Raw genomic sequence first — 19600 nt, 5'->3', positions numbered from 1 at the left:
GATTAATTTCCTAATTGCAGCTGATTTCTAACCAATTCAAAATAATTTCCTTTTTGTTCCACCAATGCAGAATGGCTTCCGATCTCGATGATTTTTCCTTTGTCTAAAACCACAATCTGATCTGCATTCATTACTGTACTCAATCGGTGCGCGATTACAACTACGGTTTTGTCTTTGAAAAAGATATCCAGTTTTTTCATGATTTCTTTTTCATTATTGGCGTCTAATGCCGAAGTTGCCTCGTCAAAAAATAGAATTTCAGGATTTTTATAAACTGCTCTTGCAATTAATAAGCGCTGTTTTTGTCCGGTACTCATTCCCAGACCTTCTGCCCCTATTTTGGTATTAAACCCTAAAGGCAATTCGCTGATGTATTCTTTAATATTGGCTACATCAGCAGCATAAAGCAGTTTTTCTTTATCTACCCTGTCAACTCCAATAGCAATGTTATTGGCAATAGTGTCGCTAAAAATAAAACCTTCCTGCATCACAGCGCCAATATTGGATCTCCAGGCACTTTGCGATATATTTCTAAGCTGCGAATTTCCGATAAGGACTTCTCCTTTTTCGGGTTCGTAGAACTTAAGAAGCAGTTTCATTAAAGTTGTTTTACCACTTCCGCTGACTCCTACTATCGCAGTTACTTTATTGCAAGGAATTATCAGATTTAAATTATCTAAAACGGGAACATCTGAACCTAAATATCGAAAAGAAAGATTTTTAATTTCAATATCGACATTTTGCGGGACTTCGTTCGTCTGATTGATTTCCTGCTGCACTTCGTCTTCTTTCTCATGAATTTCGGACAATCTCGCAAGCGAAATTTTAGCATCTTGCAATTCTCTTACAAATTCAATCAGTTGTGTAATTGGACCATTTAAACTTCCAACAATGGCGCTTATGGCAAGCATCATACCCAACGTTATAGAACCATCGATTACTAATTTGGCCGACAGGAAGATGATAAATATATTTTTTAATTCATTAATAATCGAAGAACCGATGGTTTGTGTCTGCTCCAAAACCAATCCTTTTATAGAAACCCTGAAAAGTCTCGCCTGAACATACTCCCAGCCCCAGCGTTTTTGCTTTTCGGCATTATGAAGCTTTATTTCCTGCATTCCGTTTATGAGTTCCATTACTTTACTCTGTTCGTTAGAAACTTCCGCAAATCGTTTATAATCTAATGCTTCTCTTCTTTTCAAAAACAAAACAATCCATGCAAAATAACATACGCTTCCTGCAAAAAAGACTAAAAAAATCTGCAGATTGAAATAGGCCAAAACAGCCCCCATGACAAACATATTAATCACAGAAAAAAGAACATTCAATGATGATGTGGTCAATATTTTCTCAATACGGCGATGATCATTTATTCGCTGCATAATATCTCCCGTCATTCGAACATCAAAAAAGGAAATAGGCAGATTCATTAATTTGATAAAGAAATCTGAAATAAGAGAAATATTGATTCGAGTGGATAAATGCAGCAGAATCCAGCTTCTGATGAGTTCTAAGCCTGTTCTTCCTGCAAAAACAAAAAGCATGGCAAAAAGGATCAGATAGATAAAATGGATATTCTGATTCTGGATTCCGACATCAACAATACTCTGTGTCAGAAAAGGAAAAATCAGATTGAGCAAACTGCTCGCTAAAAGTCCTATCGCAAGCTGGATAAGAAATGATTTGTATTGAAGCAGATATTGGGAGAGAAAACGGAATCCTAATCCTGAATTTTCTTCTTTATCAAATTCAGATTGAAAAAATTTAGGCGTTGCTTCGATCAATAAGGCAATACCTTCTTTTGTTTGGTCATTGGCATTATTACCAATCCAGAATTTAACAAACTCTTGCTTATTGTATTCTAAAAGGCCAAAAGCAGGATCTGAAATATAATATTTCCCCTTTTTAATTTTATAAAGTACTACATAATGATCGTTATTCCAGTGAAGAATACACGGCAAAGGAGCTTCTTCAATTCTTTTTACAGACAGTTTAACCCCTAAAGTTCGAAATCCGATTTTCTCGGCGGCATCACTCAAAAAAAGCAAATTACTCCCTTCACGAGTTGTTTCGCTAAAATCTCTCAACTCCTGAATATTGATTGTTTTACCGTAATATTTAGCAATAATTTTTAAACATGTCGGTCCACAATCTTTATGGTCTGCTTGTCTATAATGCGCGAATTTTTTCAATTTTATTTTGATTTATTCAAGACCAATGTAAGAAAAAATTTTCTTGTTAATCCATAAAAAAACAGAGAAGATATAAATCTTCTCTGTTTAACTATTTAAAAACAAATTTTAGCAACACAATTTCTTTAGGACATGGCCGCGGTTACCCTAACCAAATAAAACTAACACAGCGGCCAACTCCTAAGAATCTCAGTACCAATCATCAATACTGAGAATATGCTCAATGTTCCACGATCGAGCGCCTATACATTCAAAAAAAACATGACTAAATTCTAAATAAGGCTATATCGTATTACTTTTAAAAAAGTTAAAAATTAACAACAAAGACGACTTGTATCACAAATACCCGATGATGTATTTAGCGGACAAGTTTCGCCTGGCGGTATTAAAATGCATCCTGCTTGCAAAGCATAAATCCAGCATTCTGGAATTCCCCCTCTAATGGTTTTTTGCTCACTTTTATTAATGTGCTGAGCACCTTCAAGGCTTAAAATTTTCTTTAGCATATAATACCTTTTTTAGTAACTATCTTTCTGTTACTTCTTTGAAAATTAACAAGCATAATATTTATCGACAGCCGCATCATTGCAATTGAATTCTTGCGCATAATCACTGCCCAAAATATTTTTCTGCTCTTTTTTTGTCAGTTTTCTTGTTTCTTTGCTTTTCAAAATTTTTTCTAACATAATCTAGCTATTTACATTTTTGAGTTTAAGCCTCAAATCTCTAATAACTTGATGCTTAAAATTTCCTCTTTAGCAGCTTCCGACATAATTACTTGGAATGCAGTTCCAGTACGCTGGTACAGTTCCAAATTCTGTACATCTTTTAGCTTTAAATCCGTCTTCACAAATAGGAGCATGATCTCCGTTTATTGTTTTCAGTTCATTAGCAGTCAATTCTACTGCACCTTTCAATTTCAAAATATTTTTTAACATAACTGCAGGTTTTTGGGGTTTAACTATTTCTATTTGGACAGTCGAAACTTCTGTGTTTTATGCTGTTTTTTCTAAAATTTGAACTTCTTCTACAAAATCATTTAAGAAATATTTCAATTCATTCAATTCATATTCATTAGGAAACAGCCTGTCGTTTACAATTTTAATAGGTGTGTAATTAAAATTGTTCATAGAGCACCAATCGTATTGTTTCTGAATTTCTTGATTTATCATCATGCTTACAGAATCAACATTCCATTTTTTAAGCCATTTTTTGTGAATCATTCTCTTGATATACCAGTCTGAAATTGCTTCAACTGTTTTTCCTGGCGTTGTTCTATTAATCGTTAAAAGTCTTTCGACAACCGCTTTGTATGGATTATCGTTGTTTTCTGGATTAATATTAAAAAGAACATTCAAAAATATTTTATCTGGATATTTTAACACTAAATCAAAAGCTTCTTGAAAAGTTTTATAGCAATGTCCGCAGCTTGGGCTAAGGATTACAGAAAGCCTCACTCCTGCATTTTTATTACCAAATGTCAAACCTCTTAAATCTTCAAATCCTTTTGTATATTTTACTTTTTTAGACAAAAAGTTTAATAGCGAATAATTTCTTTTAAATTTCTTAAGCTCTTTAAGAGAGTTCTCATTCTCAAGCATTTTTCTAATCATTACCTTAACTGTTGCCCAAATTGGTATTAAAAGCAATAAAGAAAACACGTATGGAAAAATGGCTTGGAAACTAAAACTTAGTGTAAATAAATCTGAAGAAAACCAAACAATACTCTGAACCAGTATTAAAAATGAGATTGCTAAGCACATGATGCACCATTTTTGAATCTCAAATTTTTGAATCCAAATCGAACAAACTATTATTGGAATAGCCAATAGACTTAAAAACCCAACAAAAACAGCTGAACTTAAAGGCTGAACCAATATCGCAATAATGCTTGAGCTAAAGAAAAGCAATGGCAAATCTGAAAAACTAATCCATCTATTTGCAATATCATCATTGAAGCTTATTACGGAGTGGCAAGAAGAATTGGAACTTAAATTGCAGAATTTTGAAATCACTGTGTTTTTAACTCCCCATCTTTCTTGTACAATAAAGATGCTTACAATTAAACCAAGAACAGATGTTACCAAAAATGAAGCGCTAAATATATCAAAACGATTGTAGAAGAAAGACAATCCGGCTAGAAGCACAAGTGGCAAAAAGTATTTTAACCAATTGTATTCGATTTTTAGATTTTCTCTTGCTACAACATTGTTTGGTTCAATAGCTACAATTACACCATTCCAGTCTAAAAGGAATTTGTCATACGATAATTTTTGAGTTCCTTTTTTTGTGGTTGTAATTCTAACTCCGCTTTTGATCTTTTCGACTAAGATTAATTCATCTTTAAAATAAGCCAAAAAGTTAGACGGCAAATCTTCGATCTGTTCTTTCGAAACTCTTACGGCTGCATTCTCTACAGAAAGCAAATCAAACGAATCTGTAATGGCAAACAAACTCGGATAATTCGGATGAGACAAAAACAGATCCTTGAACTCATTTTTTATGTCTGAGTAGCGATTGATTTGCAGAAATTTTTGGACCAGTTTTAACATCGTTTTTGATCGTTTTTAAATCATAATTACACTGCAAAGATTGGGGATTTTATTGATAAAAAATGCATATATGCATACATTTTATTAATTATACCACATACAATTTATAAATTATACCAAGTATAGTAAATATTGCAATAGATTGTTTTTCAGCGCATTACGTACTCGTTTTTTCATCAAAAAGCTCAAAAAGTCCATTTTCGATTAACGGTCTTTCTTTTTATCTAGTTTTGGATAAGCAATAATCTAAACATTAAAAAACATGAAAAATAGGGCAAATAAATCCTATGATTTTACAAGAAAAAAATCATAAAAAAAGGCAACAAAAAGTGATTTTAAATCATCAAAATTGCCCCTTAAAAGCATCAAAAAAACACTCCCAAAAAAGTAAGTTAGGATTAATTAAAAAACATAGAATTACCTTAAAGTAATATTTTTTCTACTGCTTTTTGAACTAAAATAAACCAAAAAAATCTTTACATAAACCAATTTTTTAGCGCAGTTTTTTGTCGCATTTGATAAAGTTGCTTAGAAAAATTATGAAAGATTTATAGTACTAATTTTTAATATAATGCATAAAAACATGAATAATTCTAAATTAACATTCAACGATTTTCAATTAGAAACAATTTCTAAAAAAGAGCTAAAAACAGTCAAAGGTGGACAAGGAGAACCAGTTGACGGGAACGATCCTAAAAAAAATGACGGTGGAAATGGTAACACCTAAAGCAAACCAGAAAAACTTTTAAAATTAATCCAAAAAAATAATGTCATGAAAAATAACAAATTAACATTTAAAGATTTTCAATTAGAAACAATTTCTAGAAAAGAGCAAAAAACGATTAAAGGTGGGGAAGATGATCCTATTGATCCAAACGATCCGAAAAAAAACAATGGCGGAAATGGAAATACATAGAAGTTAATACAGATTAAATATTATTCGCAAACTGAGCTGGAGACACTCCAGTTCTTTTGCGAAATGATTTTGCAAAAGAAACGGCATTTTTAAACCCAACACTTTCTGCAATTGCTTGTGTAGAATATTTTCGATACAAATGATTTGTAATCATCTGGTTAATTACATAGTTGATTTTCAGTTCATTGGAATATTCACTAAAAGATTTTCCAAATCTTTTATTCACGACATAAGACAAATAAGTTGTATTGGTTTTGATTTTTTTGGCCGCGTACGAAAGCGTAAAATCGGCATTTAGGTATTCTAGTTTTTCTTCAAGCGCCAATAATTTTTCTACAATTTTATTTTCCTTAGCCTCATCAATACTTAAATTTGCATTTTCTTTCTTCAGAATAACATCTTCATTTTCAGAAACCTCAACTGTTATCTCTTCTTCCGCACGAACATTCTCTATTTCTGTTTTCTCAAGTTCTTTTCTTTCTAGATTAGCTTTGAACTCTTCAATCAAAGCATTCATTTTCTTTTGGGCTTTATTTTTATCTCTAATATTTTTGATGAGGAAAAATACAATTCCGATAACCAGAATTACATAAAATATTTTCAAGGCCTTATTCCAAAAAACCTCATATTTATATTTCTCCTGGACATCAAACATTTCTTGACTTAGATCTTCTGTTCCCAGTTTATAGTTAACCTCTAATGCTTCCTCTCTTAAATTCCCTTCGTATTTTTCATAAGAATCCAAATATACTTTAGAGTGTTTGTAAGCCAGTTCAGGTTCGTTTTTAATACTGTAAATTTTGGCCTGTATGTAGTTAGACTTAAAAAAACCAATATCAGCAGTTTTGTTTTTTTGGCTAATAGAATCTACCTTTTTTAAAAATATAAGTGCTTTATCATATTTCTTAATAGAATAGTAAAGGTCTCCTAGGTTATAACTGGCAATTTGATATAGATATTCATTCTCTACCTGTTTAGCATAAAAAGAGATATCATAGTAAATTTTTTCGGCGTTGGTATAATCTTTTTTAAATACATAAATATTACCCAAACTAAGTTTTGAAGTAATTTTATTATTAATAAACTTATCCGAGTATGCTATACTTTTTTTATAGTAATACTCTGCAGAATCTAATAAATATTTTTTCTCTCGATTTTTATTGTAAAATCCTTCATAAGAATTTCCCAGATTAGTATAGGTATTACTTTTAGCATTTTGAAACTGATCTTTTTCATATAGCCCTTCATTCTTATCTAAAAACAAATCATTCTGTCTTAAAATTTTTATGGATAATTGATAATTGCCTACACTCTCATTGAGTAAAGCAATATTCGCTTTGAATTTTATAACCTGAACGACATCATTTATTTTAGAAGAAAGCTTAACCCCTTCCTGATAACTTCCTAGCGCTTTTCCATAATTAGATCTCTTCCAATAAATAAGACCTCTATAGTTACATAAATACGCATGCAATTTTGTTTTCTCATTAGACTCCGGAATCTTATTCAGATGCTTTAAAGCTTCAGCATACATTTTTTCAGATTTGTCAATGTTGCTCTTTAATTGATATAAATAAGAAGCTGCTCCATAAGCAAATGCAACATGAATCTCATTTTTAGACTTAAGTATTTGATTTACATAAGTCAAGCCTTCGTCATAATTACCATTAATGCTGAAACGTATTTTATCCTGTAATTCTAAATACTTCTCTTCTGAAAGCTCTCCATTAGTTTGAGCGGCTCCACTGCAAAGTATTAGTAATAAAAAGAAAAAAGAGATGATCAGCCTCATTAAAGTTTGTTTTTGGAATTCAAAAATAGTCTATAAATTATCAATAAACTACAATTAATTTGCCAAATTCCTATTAATTATATTTTTACTATATATAAATATAACAATTTAACCGTTATTTGTTATATTTTTATTGTGTAACTTTGCTTTGATAAAAATTAAACAACATGAAACCAGACCTATTTCAATCTCCAGATTATTATAACTTAGACGATTTGCTAACAGACGAACATAAATTAGTTCGAGAATCTGCTCGCGCGTGGGTTAAAAGAGAAGTTTCTCCAATTATAGAAGAATATGCTCAAAAAGCTGAATTTCCGAAACAAATTATAAAAGGTCTTGGTGAAATTGGTGGTTTCGGTCCTTATATTCCAGTAGAATATGGAGGAGCAGGATTAGATCAAATCTCGTACGGACTTATTATGCAGGAAATTGAAAGAGGCGATTCTGGCGTAAGATCTACCTCATCTGTACAATCTTCTTTGGTAATGTATCCAATTTGGAAATACGGAAACGAAGAACAGCGAATGAAATATTTGCCAAAATTGGCTACAGGAGAGTTTATCGGCTGTTTTGGTTTAACAGAACCTGATCACGGATCAGATCCAGGAAGTATGATTACCAATTTTAAAGATATGGGCGATCATTATCTTTTAAATGGTGCCAAAATGTGGATTTCAAACGCGCCTTTTGCTGATATTGCTATTGTTTGGGCTAAAAATGAAGAAGGAAGAATTCACGGATTAATCGTAGAACGAGGCATGGAAGGATTTTCAACTCCAGAAACACATAATAAATGGTCACTTCGTGCATCGGCAACTGGCGAATTGATTTTTGATAATGTAAAAGTGCCTAAAGAAAATCTTTTACCTAATAAATCTGGTTTGGGCGCTCCGCTTGGCTGTTTAGATTCGGCTCGCTACGGAATTGCATGGGGAGCAATCGGAGCAGCAATGGATTGTTACGATACGGCTTTACGATATGCAAAAGAAAGAATCCAGTTTGGAAAACCGATTGGAGGAACTCAATTACAACAGAAAAAATTGGCCGAAATGATTACCGAAATCACAAAAGCGCAATTATTAACTTGGCGTTTAGGTGTTTTAAGAAATGAAGGAAAGGCGACAACAGCGCAGATTTCTATGGCAAAACGTAACAACGTAAACATGGCAATTACCATCGCACGCGAAGCAAGACAAATGCTCGGAGGTATGGGAATCACTGGCGAATACTCGATTATGCGTCACATGATGAATCTAGAAAGTGTGATTACTTATGAGGGAACTCATGACATTCATTTACTGATTACTGGAATGGATGTAACTGGAATTCCTGCGTTTAAATAATTGATAATTATTAAAATATATACAAAATCAATCTAAAAAGCTTCTTCTAACAGAGAAGCTTTTTATCTTTGCATCAAAATTTTTTAAAATGAATATCGAAACGATAAACAAAAGCATACAACCACAAAAAGACCAATTATTAAACCACTCTTTATATAATAAGATTCAAAACATAGATGAGTTACACAGCTTTTTAGAAACTCACGTTTTTGCTGTTTGGGATTTTATGTCACTATTAAAAGCATTACAAGCCAAACTTACCTGTACAACAACACCTTGGTTTGCCACTAAAAATCCAGAAACCCGTTATTTAATTAATGAAATTGTTCTTGCAGAAGAAACTGATTTAACTTTAGACGGAAGGAGACAAAGCCATTACGAAATGTATTTGGAAGCAATGGAAGCTTGCGGTGCCGATACAACTGGAGTTTTGAGCTTTTTATCAGAAGTACATTCGCTACATAATATATTTGTTGCCATCAAACAAAGTTCATTGCATCCAAATGTAAAGTCTTTTCTTGATTTTACTTTTAGAGTTATCGAAGAAGGAAAACCACACGAAATTGCAGCTGCGTTCACCTTTGGAAGAGAAGATTTGATTCCGAGTATGTTTACTCAGATTTTGAAAAATTTCCAGAAAAACCTTCCCGATACCGATCTGACGAAATTACTTTACTATTTTGAAAGACATATCGAACTAGATGCCGACGAACACGGACCAATGGCGATGCAAATGATTACAGAATTATGTGAAGAAGATGCACAAAAATGGAAAGAAGTTGAAGAAGTTTCTATTCTTGCCTTAGAAAGACGCATCGCACTTTGGAATGCCATTGAAGAAGAAATCGTGATGAAAACCGAAATGGTATAAAATCCAAACCCGCATATTTAACGTAACTATTTGTTTAAAGCGACTGCAAAATCTAATTTAAACAGATTATGAAACCACATTTTAAACAAATAGTTACCGTTATATTTTCCATATTTCTTTTGAGCTGTAATGCCGAAGAAACAGATTCACCTCCGCCTGTAATAACTCCCCCGGTTGTAACTCCGCCCAAAACGCCCGAACCTCCAATTTCAGGTTCAATAAATTATTTAGCTTTAGGCGATAGTTATACCATTGGCCAAAGCGTTTGCGCGACTTGCCGTTTTCCAGAACAACTCAAAGCGAGTTTAAACGCCATGTATTCTAGTTCGATTTCGCTTAAAATAATTGCGACAACAGGCTGGACAACATCTAATCTATTATCAGCAATTGAAACCCAAAAGCCAGAATCCAATTATGATTTGGTTACACTTTTAATTGGCGTCAACAATCAATATCAGCATAGAAATTTTTCTGTTTACGAAAAAGAATTTCCAGAACTGGTCAATAAAGCGATAATGCTGGCCAAAGGCGACAGAAAAAATGTTGTTGTGATTTCTATTCCAGACTACGCGTATACTCCATACGGTCAAGCTCTTGCAGGAGATCAAAGCAACAAAATTTCAGCAGAAATTACACAATACAATAATTTTGCAGAGAACTACTGCAACACCAATCAAATTGCTTTTGTTTCGATTACTGAGATTACTCGCGAAGGCCTTAACAGTCCAAGTTTAGTGGCTTCAGACGGACTTCATCCTTCAGAATCTGCCTATAAAATATTTGTCGACAAAATGATGCCAAAAGTTAAAATAGCGTTGCAGAATTAGTTTTTTTTTAGAAATAGAAAATTCGTTTTTTTAACGGATTAAAATTCGTCGCTACTAAATTTTATTTTGAAATATAGAAGAGCCATCGGCTCGAATAATTTTGTAGGGACGGATTTTAATCCGTCCATAAGCGGCGGCAGGAAAATCTATATGAATCTCTTTTCAACGGATTAAAATCCGTTGCTACAATATTTATTCGTTTCTACGAAACTTGATTGATTTATTTCTTCGATTTCCAAATAAAACCATCCAATAAATAATGCGTAAACTGAGGCACCGTCAGTAATGGAACCAATAAAATCTGCCAGTTCGAAAAATCAAAATTGGATACACTGATATTTTCATTCCAAACAAAAAGTTCCCAAAGAAATTCTTCCGAAAAGGCAATTGCAAGAAGAATTCCAATATAAATCAAAAGTCCTTTATATTGTTTTAAAAAAGACAATTTCCCTAGTTCAGATTCCGATTTTCCGTCGATTTCTTTAAAATAAATCAATGCCATGTATGGAATTCCGTGCGAAACGACATTCAATAAAGTAAAAATCAAATCATTATTAAAATAAACAATTCCGAAATACCAAGAAAGTGCCGTTCCTAGAATAATGCTGTTCTTCGGAATATTAAAAAACTGATTTTGAATAGATTTTACAGCGGTGTAAATCACATACAAAATCATAATTGCAACATAGATCCAAAACAGGATTTCCAGCAATTTTTCGTTTTCAAATCTAAAAAATTCATTTTCCACAAACCAGTTGAACTTTCGCTTAGACGAAAAAAACCAATATAGCATCGGATATCCAGTTGAAGCATAAATAGCCAAATTATCAATCCAAACTGACATTTTGGTTTTAGTTTCTTTTCTAGCGTATAATCTCATAAATCCGTATTGCTGCCTGATGAAATGGAAAACCGCCACGTAAGCTAAAAATGACCAAAAGACTAAACTTCCAAAAGAAAAAAGCACAATTCCTGTTACAAAACAAAAAAGAGGCAGTAAAATCAATCTTCGCTTTTGTTTCTGAAATTCATCGGCAACAAAATAAGTTTTAAATAAAGTCGCATAAACGTGCGCTACGTCTATAAAAACAATTAGAAAAAGCCACGTATAAAAAGAATAATGTTCTTCAATTTCAGTAATATAATCCTGAAAAATAAAGATAATCGCCAGCACAAAAAAGGATGGTCCGATAATAAATGCCAGATCTGTTTTGGCTTTATGAATCCAAGGTTGTGTCATCTAATAATTCGTTTACTGCATTAATTCCTTGATGAAAAGCTTCTTCAAAAATCGAAATTCCAGACAAATCGCTATGCGCGAAATATATCTTTTTCTGAATATTCTGTTTGGCTTGTTTCTTCGCTTCACCAAAAATAAATCCTGGTGCTGGCGAAATCATTCCGTGTCCCAAAAGAAAAACTTCTATGTCTTCTGTACATTCTTCAATATCAGGATGGGCAATTTTTAAATCATTCAAAACAAACTGTTTCCAATATTCTTTGTCTTTTTTATAAAGTTCTTTTCTTGTTTTCTTTAAATCGGCAGAAGAAAAACTATAATAATACGTAATGACCTTTTTATCCTGAACTTGATTCAAAGTCTGATGCTGATCATAAACATATCCCAAACCTTTTGCACCATAAATTACATTATCCCAAGACAGCGGAAAACTGCCATTATCTGATAAATCATTGACAACTAAAGTCGCCAAAAGCCACGGTGTATAATGAAAATCTTTTGTAAATGCCTTTCGATCTGAAATCAAATACTGATTTACAAATTGCGGAGATGCCATAATTACTTTATCAGCAATGATTTCAACAGAAGTTTTTGTCGCATCATCAAAAGCTTTTGCGATTACTTTTTGGTTTTCGATTTTCACTTCATAAACCAAATGATTCTTCAAAGATTTATCAGTCGTATATTTTTTTAAATGAGTGGCAAGTCGCGCATTTCCTTCTGGCCATGTCAAAACGCTGTCGTGTTTTTCGGGCGTGCTGTCTTGCTTTCTTCCGGCAAAATAATGAATTCCTGCCCAAGCCGAAACGTATTCAATTCCCAAACCGAAATCGTCTTTACAACAATAATCGATATAATTAAACAAAGGTTCAGAAGTAAAATGATTGTCTATAAACCATTGTTTCATCGTGATTTTGTCTAAAGTTCTTGTCTTTTCGTCTTTAGAAGAAAGATAAATTGGTATATCAAACAGAAATTTTTGGTCTTCTCCTTTTCCAGTTCTAAAAACGTCCATTTGCTTGAAGAATTTCTCAAACTCCAAATCATCAGAAACTAAATTGCCGTTTTTTGGCACTACGCCTTCTTGCCAGTTGTTTTTGTAAAACAAACGTTCGTCTGGAGCAAAAGTCAGCTGCAATTCGTCAAAAATGGGAAATCCTTTTGAATCGTAACCTAAAATTATTTTTTCTTCTTCTAGAAAATGAAGCAGTTCTTTGTCTTGAAAATTGGGTAATGGCAGATAATGTGCCCCTAAAGGATATTTCGAGTATTTGTTTTGTCCATTGGAAGAATTTCCTCCTAAATGGTTTTCTAATTCTAAAATTAAAAAATCTGAAATGCCTCTTTTTTGAAATTGTCGTGCAGCGCTCAAACCCGAAATTCCTCCGCCGACAATTAAATACGGAATATTGATTTGCTTAGTCGGCTTAGGAAAATCTTTAATCCATAAACGATGTCCGAGCAAATGTTTGGTTCCAGATAAACGAATTAGCAGCACCGCAATTTTATCCGAACAAAACTGCAGAAACGGAACCGCAATTAAAGCCGCACCGATTACTTTTATAAAACTCCTTCTAGATTTATTGCAGTCTTCCCCACTCTTCATCAAAATAACGTACTAAAATCTGGTTGTCTAAACGATTAATTTCGATTTCGTTCGAAATCATATCGTTTGTAAAATAATTAAATCGATCAAACTGATAATTGTAAAATTTCAATTTTTCTGCTTTTCGGTTTACGGTATTAAATGTAGTCCCGAAACCGTTTATCGCAATCGTATAACCCCATTCTCCAAATGACGGAACGTATGCATGATACGCGTCGACTTGCGGGAAAACTTGCATTACGGTTTTATTTATACACCAAAAAGATTTTGGCGCAAAATAAGGCGAAGTGGTTTGTATAACTGCCACTGCGTCTGGCTTTAAAATGGTTTTTAAGGTCTGATAAAAATTCAGCGAATACAATTTCCCCAAACTATAATTGGACGGATCTGGAAAGTCGATTATCGCGACATCAAATTGCTCTTTACAGCTTTTTGCCCAAATATAAGCGTCTGTATTGATCACTGTTACTTTAGGATTATTGAGTGAATTTTGGTTGAAATTGGTCAATACCGTATTGGTCTTGAACAACTTCGTCATTCCTTCGTCCAAATCGACCAAAGTTACTTTTTCGACGTCTTTGTATTTCAGGATTTCACGAACCGCCAAACCGTCTCCTCCACCCAAAACCAAAACATTTTTGACGCTTTTTGCCATCGACATTGCGGGATGAACCAAGGCTTCGTGATAACGGTATTCGTCTGCCGAACTAAACTGCAAGTTATTATTCAGATAAAGTCTGTAATCGCTCTTATTGTGCGTTAAAACAATGCGCTGATAAGGTGTCGAATTGGTATAAATGATGTTTTCTCCGTACAATTTGCCTTCTGAATACGCCAGAATATCATTCGAAAAAATAAAAACCGCCAGTAATAATACAAACGAAAAAATGGCTTTTGCTTTCAGAAAATAAACCTTTTTTAATTCTCTTTTCAGCAAAAAACAAAGTACGATTGCAATGCTTACATTGATCATTCCGAAGAAAAGAGAAGTTCCCATGATTCCTAATTTCGGAACCAAAACCAGCGGAAATAGAATTGAAGCCAGCAAAGCCCCGATATAATCAAACGTGAAAACATTCGAAACGAGGTCTTTAAACTCGACTCTGTCTTTTAAAATATTCATTAAAAGCGGAATCTCTAATCCGACCAGGAAACCCGTTACAAAAACGAATAAGTATAAAATAAACTGAAAAGACCCAACATTTTCGAACAATAGAAATAGAACTACCGAACTCAGACCTCCTATAAGTCCGACCAGTATTTCGATTTCAACAAAAGTGTTGAGTAGATTTTTATGAAAAAACTTGGAAAAAAACGAGCCTATACCCATAGAAAACAGGTATACGCCAATAATAAACGAAAATTGTTTTACCGAATCGCCTAATAAATAACTGGCCAAAGTTCCTGCAACCAACTCATAAATAAGTCCACAGGTGGCAATTATAAATACGGCAAAAAGTAAAAGATATTCAAACCTAAGAAACTTTTTACCCATGAATTGCGGCACTAATAATCATGGAGATTCCAATGATAAATGCTGCCAAAACAATCGCAACAGCAACATTATTTTTTTCTACAACTTCTTTCCAAGTGTGTTCTGGAGTTAGTTTTTCAATGATAAAATAGCCGATTAACAAAATAACAATTCCTAAAAAAGAATAAATTATCGAGTTTACTATTGGCTGGGCGTGAATTAATTCCATATTGATTGATTTTTTTATTTGTGATAAAAACGGTTATAAGATGTTCGGCTTCCGCTCGTTGTTGATTTATAATTTTCTGTGGTTTCGCAATCGCAGATTCGGTTTCCTGCGAGAGTAAAATAGATGTAAACTCCAAAGCAAAAGAACCCGATTGCCAAAGGAGCCCAATTATAGCTGAAAAAATCAAAAATTCTTTTCATATTAATTTATTCGTAAGTAGAGTAAGAACTGTCTGCCCATCTCTTTTTTTCAAATTGAATTCTAAAATAACGTACTATAAAGTAAATTACAATCATTCCGATAATAACCAACCAAGCATTTCTGTTCGAAGGCTGATTCCAAACTACACTGATCGACATTTCGCTGTTTGAAAGATCTTCTGGAGCTTTCATTGGGGTTATTAAAAGATGGTATTTTCCGCCTTCTACACCGCAAATATTAAATTTCTCAGACTGGCTTCCTTCTGTCCACGATTCTCCATCAGAACTGCCGTAATAATATTCTATGTCTTTGTTGGCGTAAATTTCGTCATTCGTATCCTCATTTATCAAAGCAATATTTACGTTTGCCCAAGAATTATCAACGCCTGTAGAAACCTTTATAGTCATAGGTGCCGAAGCGCCATTAAGCACAAAAGACGGACTTGTAATTTCCTTATTATCAAATTCGGTGAATTTAATCTTACTGTTAAATACGTTTTGCTCTACTTGATCTTTATAAATATACCAGTTTGCAGTAATAATCAGCAAAGCAAAAAGACAGAAAATAACAGCTGTATTTTTAAGATCAAAATAAAACGGCTGAATCATACTAGTTCCTGACTGATACGGCAATGTTATTCCTGGAAATGCTTTTTTGATTTTATTTTTGCTGATATATTCACCATGAAAAGCAGTTTGAACATTATTCATTTTTTCAACCGAAACAATGTATGGCGGATTTATAAATTCTGCCAAATGAATTTTCTTATTTGGAATCTGAAAATCGAAAAATCCTTTCGCATTAATTATGTCAGCATCCGAATGTTCAAATAAGTCGTAATCTCTTCCATCATATTTCAGAACTTTCGTTCCTTTTTTGATATCGGCAATCTCTTCCATTTCGGTAAGCATCATCCAATGCCCGTTTGAAAGCGACAAGTAAAGAAATTCTTTTTCTTTGTTCTGCAAGATAAATTCTGTCCAAATGTAATCTGGATACACATTTTTCCTTAAAATTCCCGTTACTGTGTACTCACTTCCGTTTAAGAAACCAGTGTCGTCAATTGCCAGCGGACAATCATGAAAAGGAGCTTTATATTGCGATCTTCTTCTAAATTGTCCCGCATCATCAACGACATAAACACTATAACATACAGGGCAAACAAAATTTATTACTTCAAAACCAACCTCTAATTCGGTTTCTGTATTACAGTCGTAACAAGGAATCTTCATATCTTAACGGTTAATTTCAAAATCTTTAATAATTGCTGCATCAAAATACGTAATATAATCAGCCATTACAGCACGCACTTTTGCCGAATTATCCTGAAGATAATTGCACAAATAAACGTCTAAAGTCAACTGATTGTATTCTGGCCAAGTGTGTATACAAATATGCGATTCTTTGAGACAGTACGAAATCGTAAAACTATCGTTATCAAAATCGTGAACCACTGCTCCGACCTTCTCCAATTCGTATTTTTCCAAAATAGAATTGGTAACCGCAACAAAACCTTTGCTGTCTGTAAGCTTCGAGATTTGGCCGACATGTAGAGTAACCAGTTTATGTAACCCTGGCGAATAAGGAGGTAAATCCATCAAATTATTTGTATTACACAGGAGCCAAATATATAATATTTCTGTAATAAAAAAATGCGGGAAACCGTATTTTTAAAATAACTTTTTAGGACTATGTATTTGTACTTTTGATGTTTTTTAGGAGCAGAAATTTTGGTTTTCAGAACAAGTGTAGTCCCGTCCCGATAGCTATCGGGACTATATCTTTTGTGTTGAACCCCAACACAAAAGGATGCCGCTTCTATCGGGGCTAGATTAGAGGTTTTTTGTTTTTATAAGACAAAAAAAATCCAAAATTTCATAAATTGAAATTTTGGACTTAATCTAGCAGAGAAGAAGGGATTCGAACCCTCGATACAGTTACCCATATACTAGCTTTCCAGGCTAGCTCCTTAAACCACTCGGACACCTCTCTATTTGGTCTGCAAATAACACAAAAAAATATGACTTTACAAAAGTAAAATCGAAGTTATATGCTTTTTCTAAATTCTTCCATAAACAGTTTTACCGCTTTTTTCTGATAACTGCCAATTGTAAGCATAAAAGCCTCTCTTTTGGTTGCAACTCCTGTAATTTGTATCGCTTTGAGATCATCCCAGCCCTTTAACGCTTTTTCAGCCACTATGGTCGACCAGTCACTGTTTTCTACCATTTGCAGTAGTGCGTGAATAGAATGCAGTTCGATCGAAATCTTGGGTTTCATGTTAAACTTCTGGAATAATTCTTCGACAAATTCTCTTGAGTTTGAACCTTTTCCGGGCAGAATCAGCGGAATTTCTTCTATTTTCTTAAAAGCAATTTTATCTAAATGCGCCAAAGCATGATTTTTAGAAACCGCCATCACCATATTCGATGTAAATAAAGGCACTTTTAAAATCGGACTTTCAATGGTATGCGACGGAATGACCAGAACGACATCAACGTCATTATTAATCAATTTTTGCTCGAGCGATTCTGTGGTGCCGTATTCTACAATAATTTTTAGGTTCTTATATTGTTTGGCAAATGTATTGACAACAGGCAGAATCAAGAGTCCGAAAATATAAGTCACGCCAATTCTGAGTTCGCCGCCAATCATTTCATTTAAATCTTCGATCGCTTGTTTTCCGTTCTGAACATTCTCGACTACTTTTTTCGCATGAATCAGAAAAACCGAACCTGCTTCTGTCAATTGCACTTTTTTGCCGATTCGCTTAAACAAAGGCATGCCGAGTTCTTCTTCGAGTTTTTTTATTTGCTGCGAAAGCCCCGATTGGGTTACAAAACACAATTCGGCTGCTTTGGTAAAGTGCAAAACCTCAGCCGTTTTAATAAAATATTCCAGTTGATAGATTTCCATATTGATAAGTTTTAATACTTATTATCAGTAAAATTATTAATTTTTCTAATGCTATCATAATCCCGACCTTTGTATTAAATATTTAGAGTCATGTTTAAAGCCTTAAAATCAAAAAACTTCAAGTTATTTTTCTACGGACAATCCGTATCAGTTATTGGAACCTGGATGCAGAAAACAGCCGTAAGCTGGATGGTTTATAGCATTACAGGATCTGTATTTTTATTGGGTTTGGCAACTTTCTTAAGTATGATTCCGTCTTTGTTTTTAGCGCCTTTGGCAGGAAGTATTATTGGGCGTTACGACAGACACAAAGCTATGATGGTATTGCAGTCTTTGGCAATGCTTCAGGCTGGAACTCTGGCTTTGCTTATTTATCTTAAAATATACAATATCAATTTTATACTGGCATTGAGTCTTATTCAGGGAATTATCAACGCATTTGATATGACCTGCCGCCAAACCATGATGATCGATATTGTTGACAATAAAGAAGATCTTCCAAACGCGGTGGCGCTTAACTCCACTTTAAACAACTTTGCTCGTATTGCAGGTCCTGCGCTTGCTGGGATTATTTTGCATGAATATGGAGAAGACATTTGTTTTATTGGAAATTTTGTGAGTTATATTCCTGTTCTTATTTCGTTAATGATGATGAAAATTACACCGCATATCAAAACCGAAAACAAACTAAACATGATTGACGATCTTGTAGAAGGTCTTGATTATGTAAAAAAAGAAACCGAAATGGCCCGAATGCTCATGATGCTTACGTGCAGCAGTTTATTTGTAATTTCTTTTAATACTTTGATGCCGGTTTTTGCCAAAGATATTTTTAACGGAAATGCAGAAACTTTCAGCTGGTTCGAAAGCGCTGCTGGAATTGGTTCTGTTTTATCTGCGATTTATCTTGCCAATCTAAAATCTGCAGAAAACATGAATAAATTGATGATCGCAGCAAGTTTACTTCTAGGTTTCAGTGTAATTATTTTAGCGGTTTCAAGCAGTATCACAATCGCTTTAATCTGTATGACGCTAAGCGGAATTGGAATGATGGGACAAACTTCTTCTATCAACATTTACATTCAGACACATAGCGCTGTAAATATGCGTTCTAGAAGCATTAGTTATTATATGATGGCCTATCAGGGAATGATTCCTGTGGGCAGTTTGATTATTGGGTATGTTTCTCACTCTCTTGGCGTAAGAGCTACAGTTGCTATTCAGGGAATTATTTGTATTCTTTCTGTGATTGTTTATGTGTATTACAAAAAACATAAAGCTACTGAGGAGGATTTGGAAACTTGTCCTGTTCCTTATGGAAATTCCAAAAAATAAAATCCAAATTCCAATTGAATTAAACCATATAAGTCATGTAAGTTTTTTTTAAAACAAATGCGTCTAACTTTGACAAAGTTAGACGCATTTGTTCAGTTAC

19 protein-coding genes and 1 tRNA gene are annotated in these 19600 nt (G+C 33.6%); 6 read left to right on the top strand and 14 right to left on the bottom strand.

The features are described from left to right. Positions 1 to 2 precede the first annotated feature (2 nt). The 5 genes from Q9Q97_RS03645 to Q9Q97_RS03625 form a co-directional block, all read right to left on the bottom strand. A complete protein-coding gene (locus tag Q9Q97_RS03645; RefSeq protein WP_306154721.1) occupies positions 3 to 2195 on the bottom strand; it encodes a peptidase domain-containing ABC transporter in 2193 nt (730 codons plus the stop codon). 314 nt (positions 2196 to 2509) lie between these two features. Continuing rightward, positions 2510 to 2701: a hypothetical protein gene (locus Q9Q97_RS03640; RefSeq protein ID WP_306154719.1), complete on the bottom strand. Its 192-nt coding sequence runs from the start codon at positions 2699 to 2701 to the stop codon at positions 2510 to 2512. 45 nt (positions 2702 to 2746) lie between these two features. After that, positions 2747 to 2881 (bottom strand): hypothetical protein, encoded by a 135-nt coding sequence (locus Q9Q97_RS03635; RefSeq protein WP_306154717.1) that lies wholly within the window; start codon positions 2879 to 2881, stop codon positions 2747 to 2749. A gap of 69 nt (positions 2882 to 2950) precedes the next feature. Then, positions 2951 to 3133: a hypothetical protein gene (locus tag Q9Q97_RS03630; RefSeq protein WP_306154715.1), complete on the bottom strand. Its 183-nt coding sequence runs from the start codon at positions 3131 to 3133 to the stop codon at positions 2951 to 2953. A gap of 57 nt (positions 3134 to 3190) precedes the next feature. Beyond that, positions 3191 to 4747 (bottom strand): vitamin K epoxide reductase family protein, encoded by a 1557-nt coding sequence (locus Q9Q97_RS03625; protein ID WP_306154713.1) that lies wholly within the window; start codon positions 4745 to 4747, stop codon positions 3191 to 3193. Between the two features lie 583 nt (positions 4748 to 5330). Between Q9Q97_RS03625 and Q9Q97_RS03620 the strand changes: the two genes are divergently transcribed. Then, positions 5331 to 5474 (top strand): TIGR04149 family rSAM-modified RiPP, encoded by a 144-nt coding sequence (locus Q9Q97_RS03620; RefSeq protein WP_306154711.1) that lies wholly within the window; start codon positions 5331 to 5333, stop codon positions 5472 to 5474. A gap of 45 nt (positions 5475 to 5519) precedes the next feature. Beyond that, positions 5520 to 5663 (top strand): rSAM-modified peptide, encoded by a 144-nt coding sequence (locus tag Q9Q97_RS03615; RefSeq protein WP_306154707.1) that lies wholly within the window; start codon positions 5520 to 5522, stop codon positions 5661 to 5663. A gap of 13 nt (positions 5664 to 5676) precedes the next feature. Here Q9Q97_RS03615 and Q9Q97_RS03610 read toward each other — a convergent pair whose 3' ends face one another. After that, complete coding sequence (locus Q9Q97_RS03610; protein ID WP_306154705.1) at positions 5677 to 7455, bottom strand: helix-turn-helix domain-containing protein; 1779 nt, start codon at positions 7453 to 7455, stop codon at positions 5677 to 5679. A gap of 167 nt (positions 7456 to 7622) precedes the next feature. On the opposite strand from Q9Q97_RS03610, the gene Q9Q97_RS03605 reads away from it, so the two are divergent. From Q9Q97_RS03605 to Q9Q97_RS03595, 3 genes are all read left to right on the top strand, one after another. Then, entirely contained in the window at positions 7623 to 8801 is a 1179-nt protein-coding gene (locus tag Q9Q97_RS03605) for an acyl-CoA dehydrogenase family protein (RefSeq protein WP_248729059.1), read from the top strand. 88 nt (positions 8802 to 8889) lie between these two features. Beyond that, positions 8890 to 9672, top strand: coding sequence for a DUF3050 domain-containing protein (locus Q9Q97_RS03600; RefSeq protein WP_306154701.1), 783 nt, complete (start codon positions 8890 to 8892; stop codon positions 9670 to 9672). Positions 9673 to 9740: 68 nt separating this feature from the next. Further along, positions 9741 to 10499, top strand: a complete 759-nt coding sequence (locus Q9Q97_RS03595) for an SGNH/GDSL hydrolase family protein (protein ID WP_306154699.1) — start codon at positions 9741 to 9743, stop codon at positions 10497 to 10499. Between the two features lie 220 nt (positions 10500 to 10719). Here Q9Q97_RS03595 and Q9Q97_RS03590 read toward each other — a convergent pair whose 3' ends face one another. The 8 genes from Q9Q97_RS03590 to Q9Q97_RS03555 form a co-directional block, all read right to left on the bottom strand. Continuing rightward, positions 10720 to 11739 (bottom strand): hypothetical protein, encoded by a 1020-nt coding sequence (locus tag Q9Q97_RS03590; protein WP_306154697.1) that lies wholly within the window; start codon positions 11737 to 11739, stop codon positions 10720 to 10722. Continuing rightward, entirely contained in the window at positions 11717 to 13345 is a 1629-nt protein-coding gene (locus tag Q9Q97_RS03585; RefSeq protein WP_306154695.1) for an NAD(P)-binding protein, read from the bottom strand. The genes Q9Q97_RS03590 and Q9Q97_RS03585 overlap by 23 nt, the downstream gene beginning before the upstream one ends. After that, a complete protein-coding gene (locus Q9Q97_RS03580; protein ID WP_306154693.1) occupies positions 13320 to 14840 on the bottom strand; it encodes a polyamine aminopropyltransferase in 1521 nt (506 codons plus the stop codon). The genes Q9Q97_RS03585 and Q9Q97_RS03580 overlap by 26 nt, the downstream gene beginning before the upstream one ends. Beyond that, positions 14833 to 15048, bottom strand: a complete 216-nt coding sequence (locus Q9Q97_RS03575) for a DUF350 domain-containing protein (RefSeq protein WP_306154691.1) — start codon at positions 15046 to 15048, stop codon at positions 14833 to 14835. The genes Q9Q97_RS03580 and Q9Q97_RS03575 overlap by 8 nt, the downstream gene beginning before the upstream one ends. A 206-nt stretch (positions 15049 to 15254) precedes the next feature. Further along, entirely contained in the window at positions 15255 to 16481 is a 1227-nt protein-coding gene (locus Q9Q97_RS03570) for a DUF4178 domain-containing protein (protein ID WP_306154689.1), read from the bottom strand. Between the two features lie 3 nt (positions 16482 to 16484). Further along, complete coding sequence (locus Q9Q97_RS03565) at positions 16485 to 16847, bottom strand: S-adenosylmethionine decarboxylase family protein (RefSeq protein ID WP_306154686.1); 363 nt, start codon at positions 16845 to 16847, stop codon at positions 16485 to 16487. Positions 16848 to 17154: 307 nt separating this feature from the next. Beyond that, positions 17155 to 17241: transfer RNA gene (locus tag Q9Q97_RS03560), tRNA-Ser, on the bottom strand. Between the two features lie 54 nt (positions 17242 to 17295). Beyond that, a complete protein-coding gene (locus tag Q9Q97_RS03555; RefSeq protein WP_306154684.1) occupies positions 17296 to 18165 on the bottom strand; it encodes a LysR substrate-binding domain-containing protein in 870 nt (289 codons plus the stop codon). A 90-nt stretch (positions 18166 to 18255) separates the two neighbouring features. On the opposite strand from Q9Q97_RS03555, the gene Q9Q97_RS03550 reads away from it, so the two are divergent. Beyond that, a complete protein-coding gene (locus Q9Q97_RS03550) occupies positions 18256 to 19500 on the top strand; it encodes an MFS transporter (protein WP_306154683.1) in 1245 nt (414 codons plus the stop codon). Positions 19501 to 19600: the final 100 nt, after the last annotated feature.

Origin of the sequence: Flavobacterium sp. DG2-3 (assembly GCF_030730925.1) — a bacterium.
In the GTDB taxonomy this organism is placed as follows: domain Bacteria; phylum Bacteroidota; class Bacteroidia; order Flavobacteriales; family Flavobacteriaceae; genus Flavobacterium.
The sequence above is the reverse complement of the archived record's forward strand: the minus strand, read 5'-3'. Positions and strand labels throughout refer to the sequence as shown.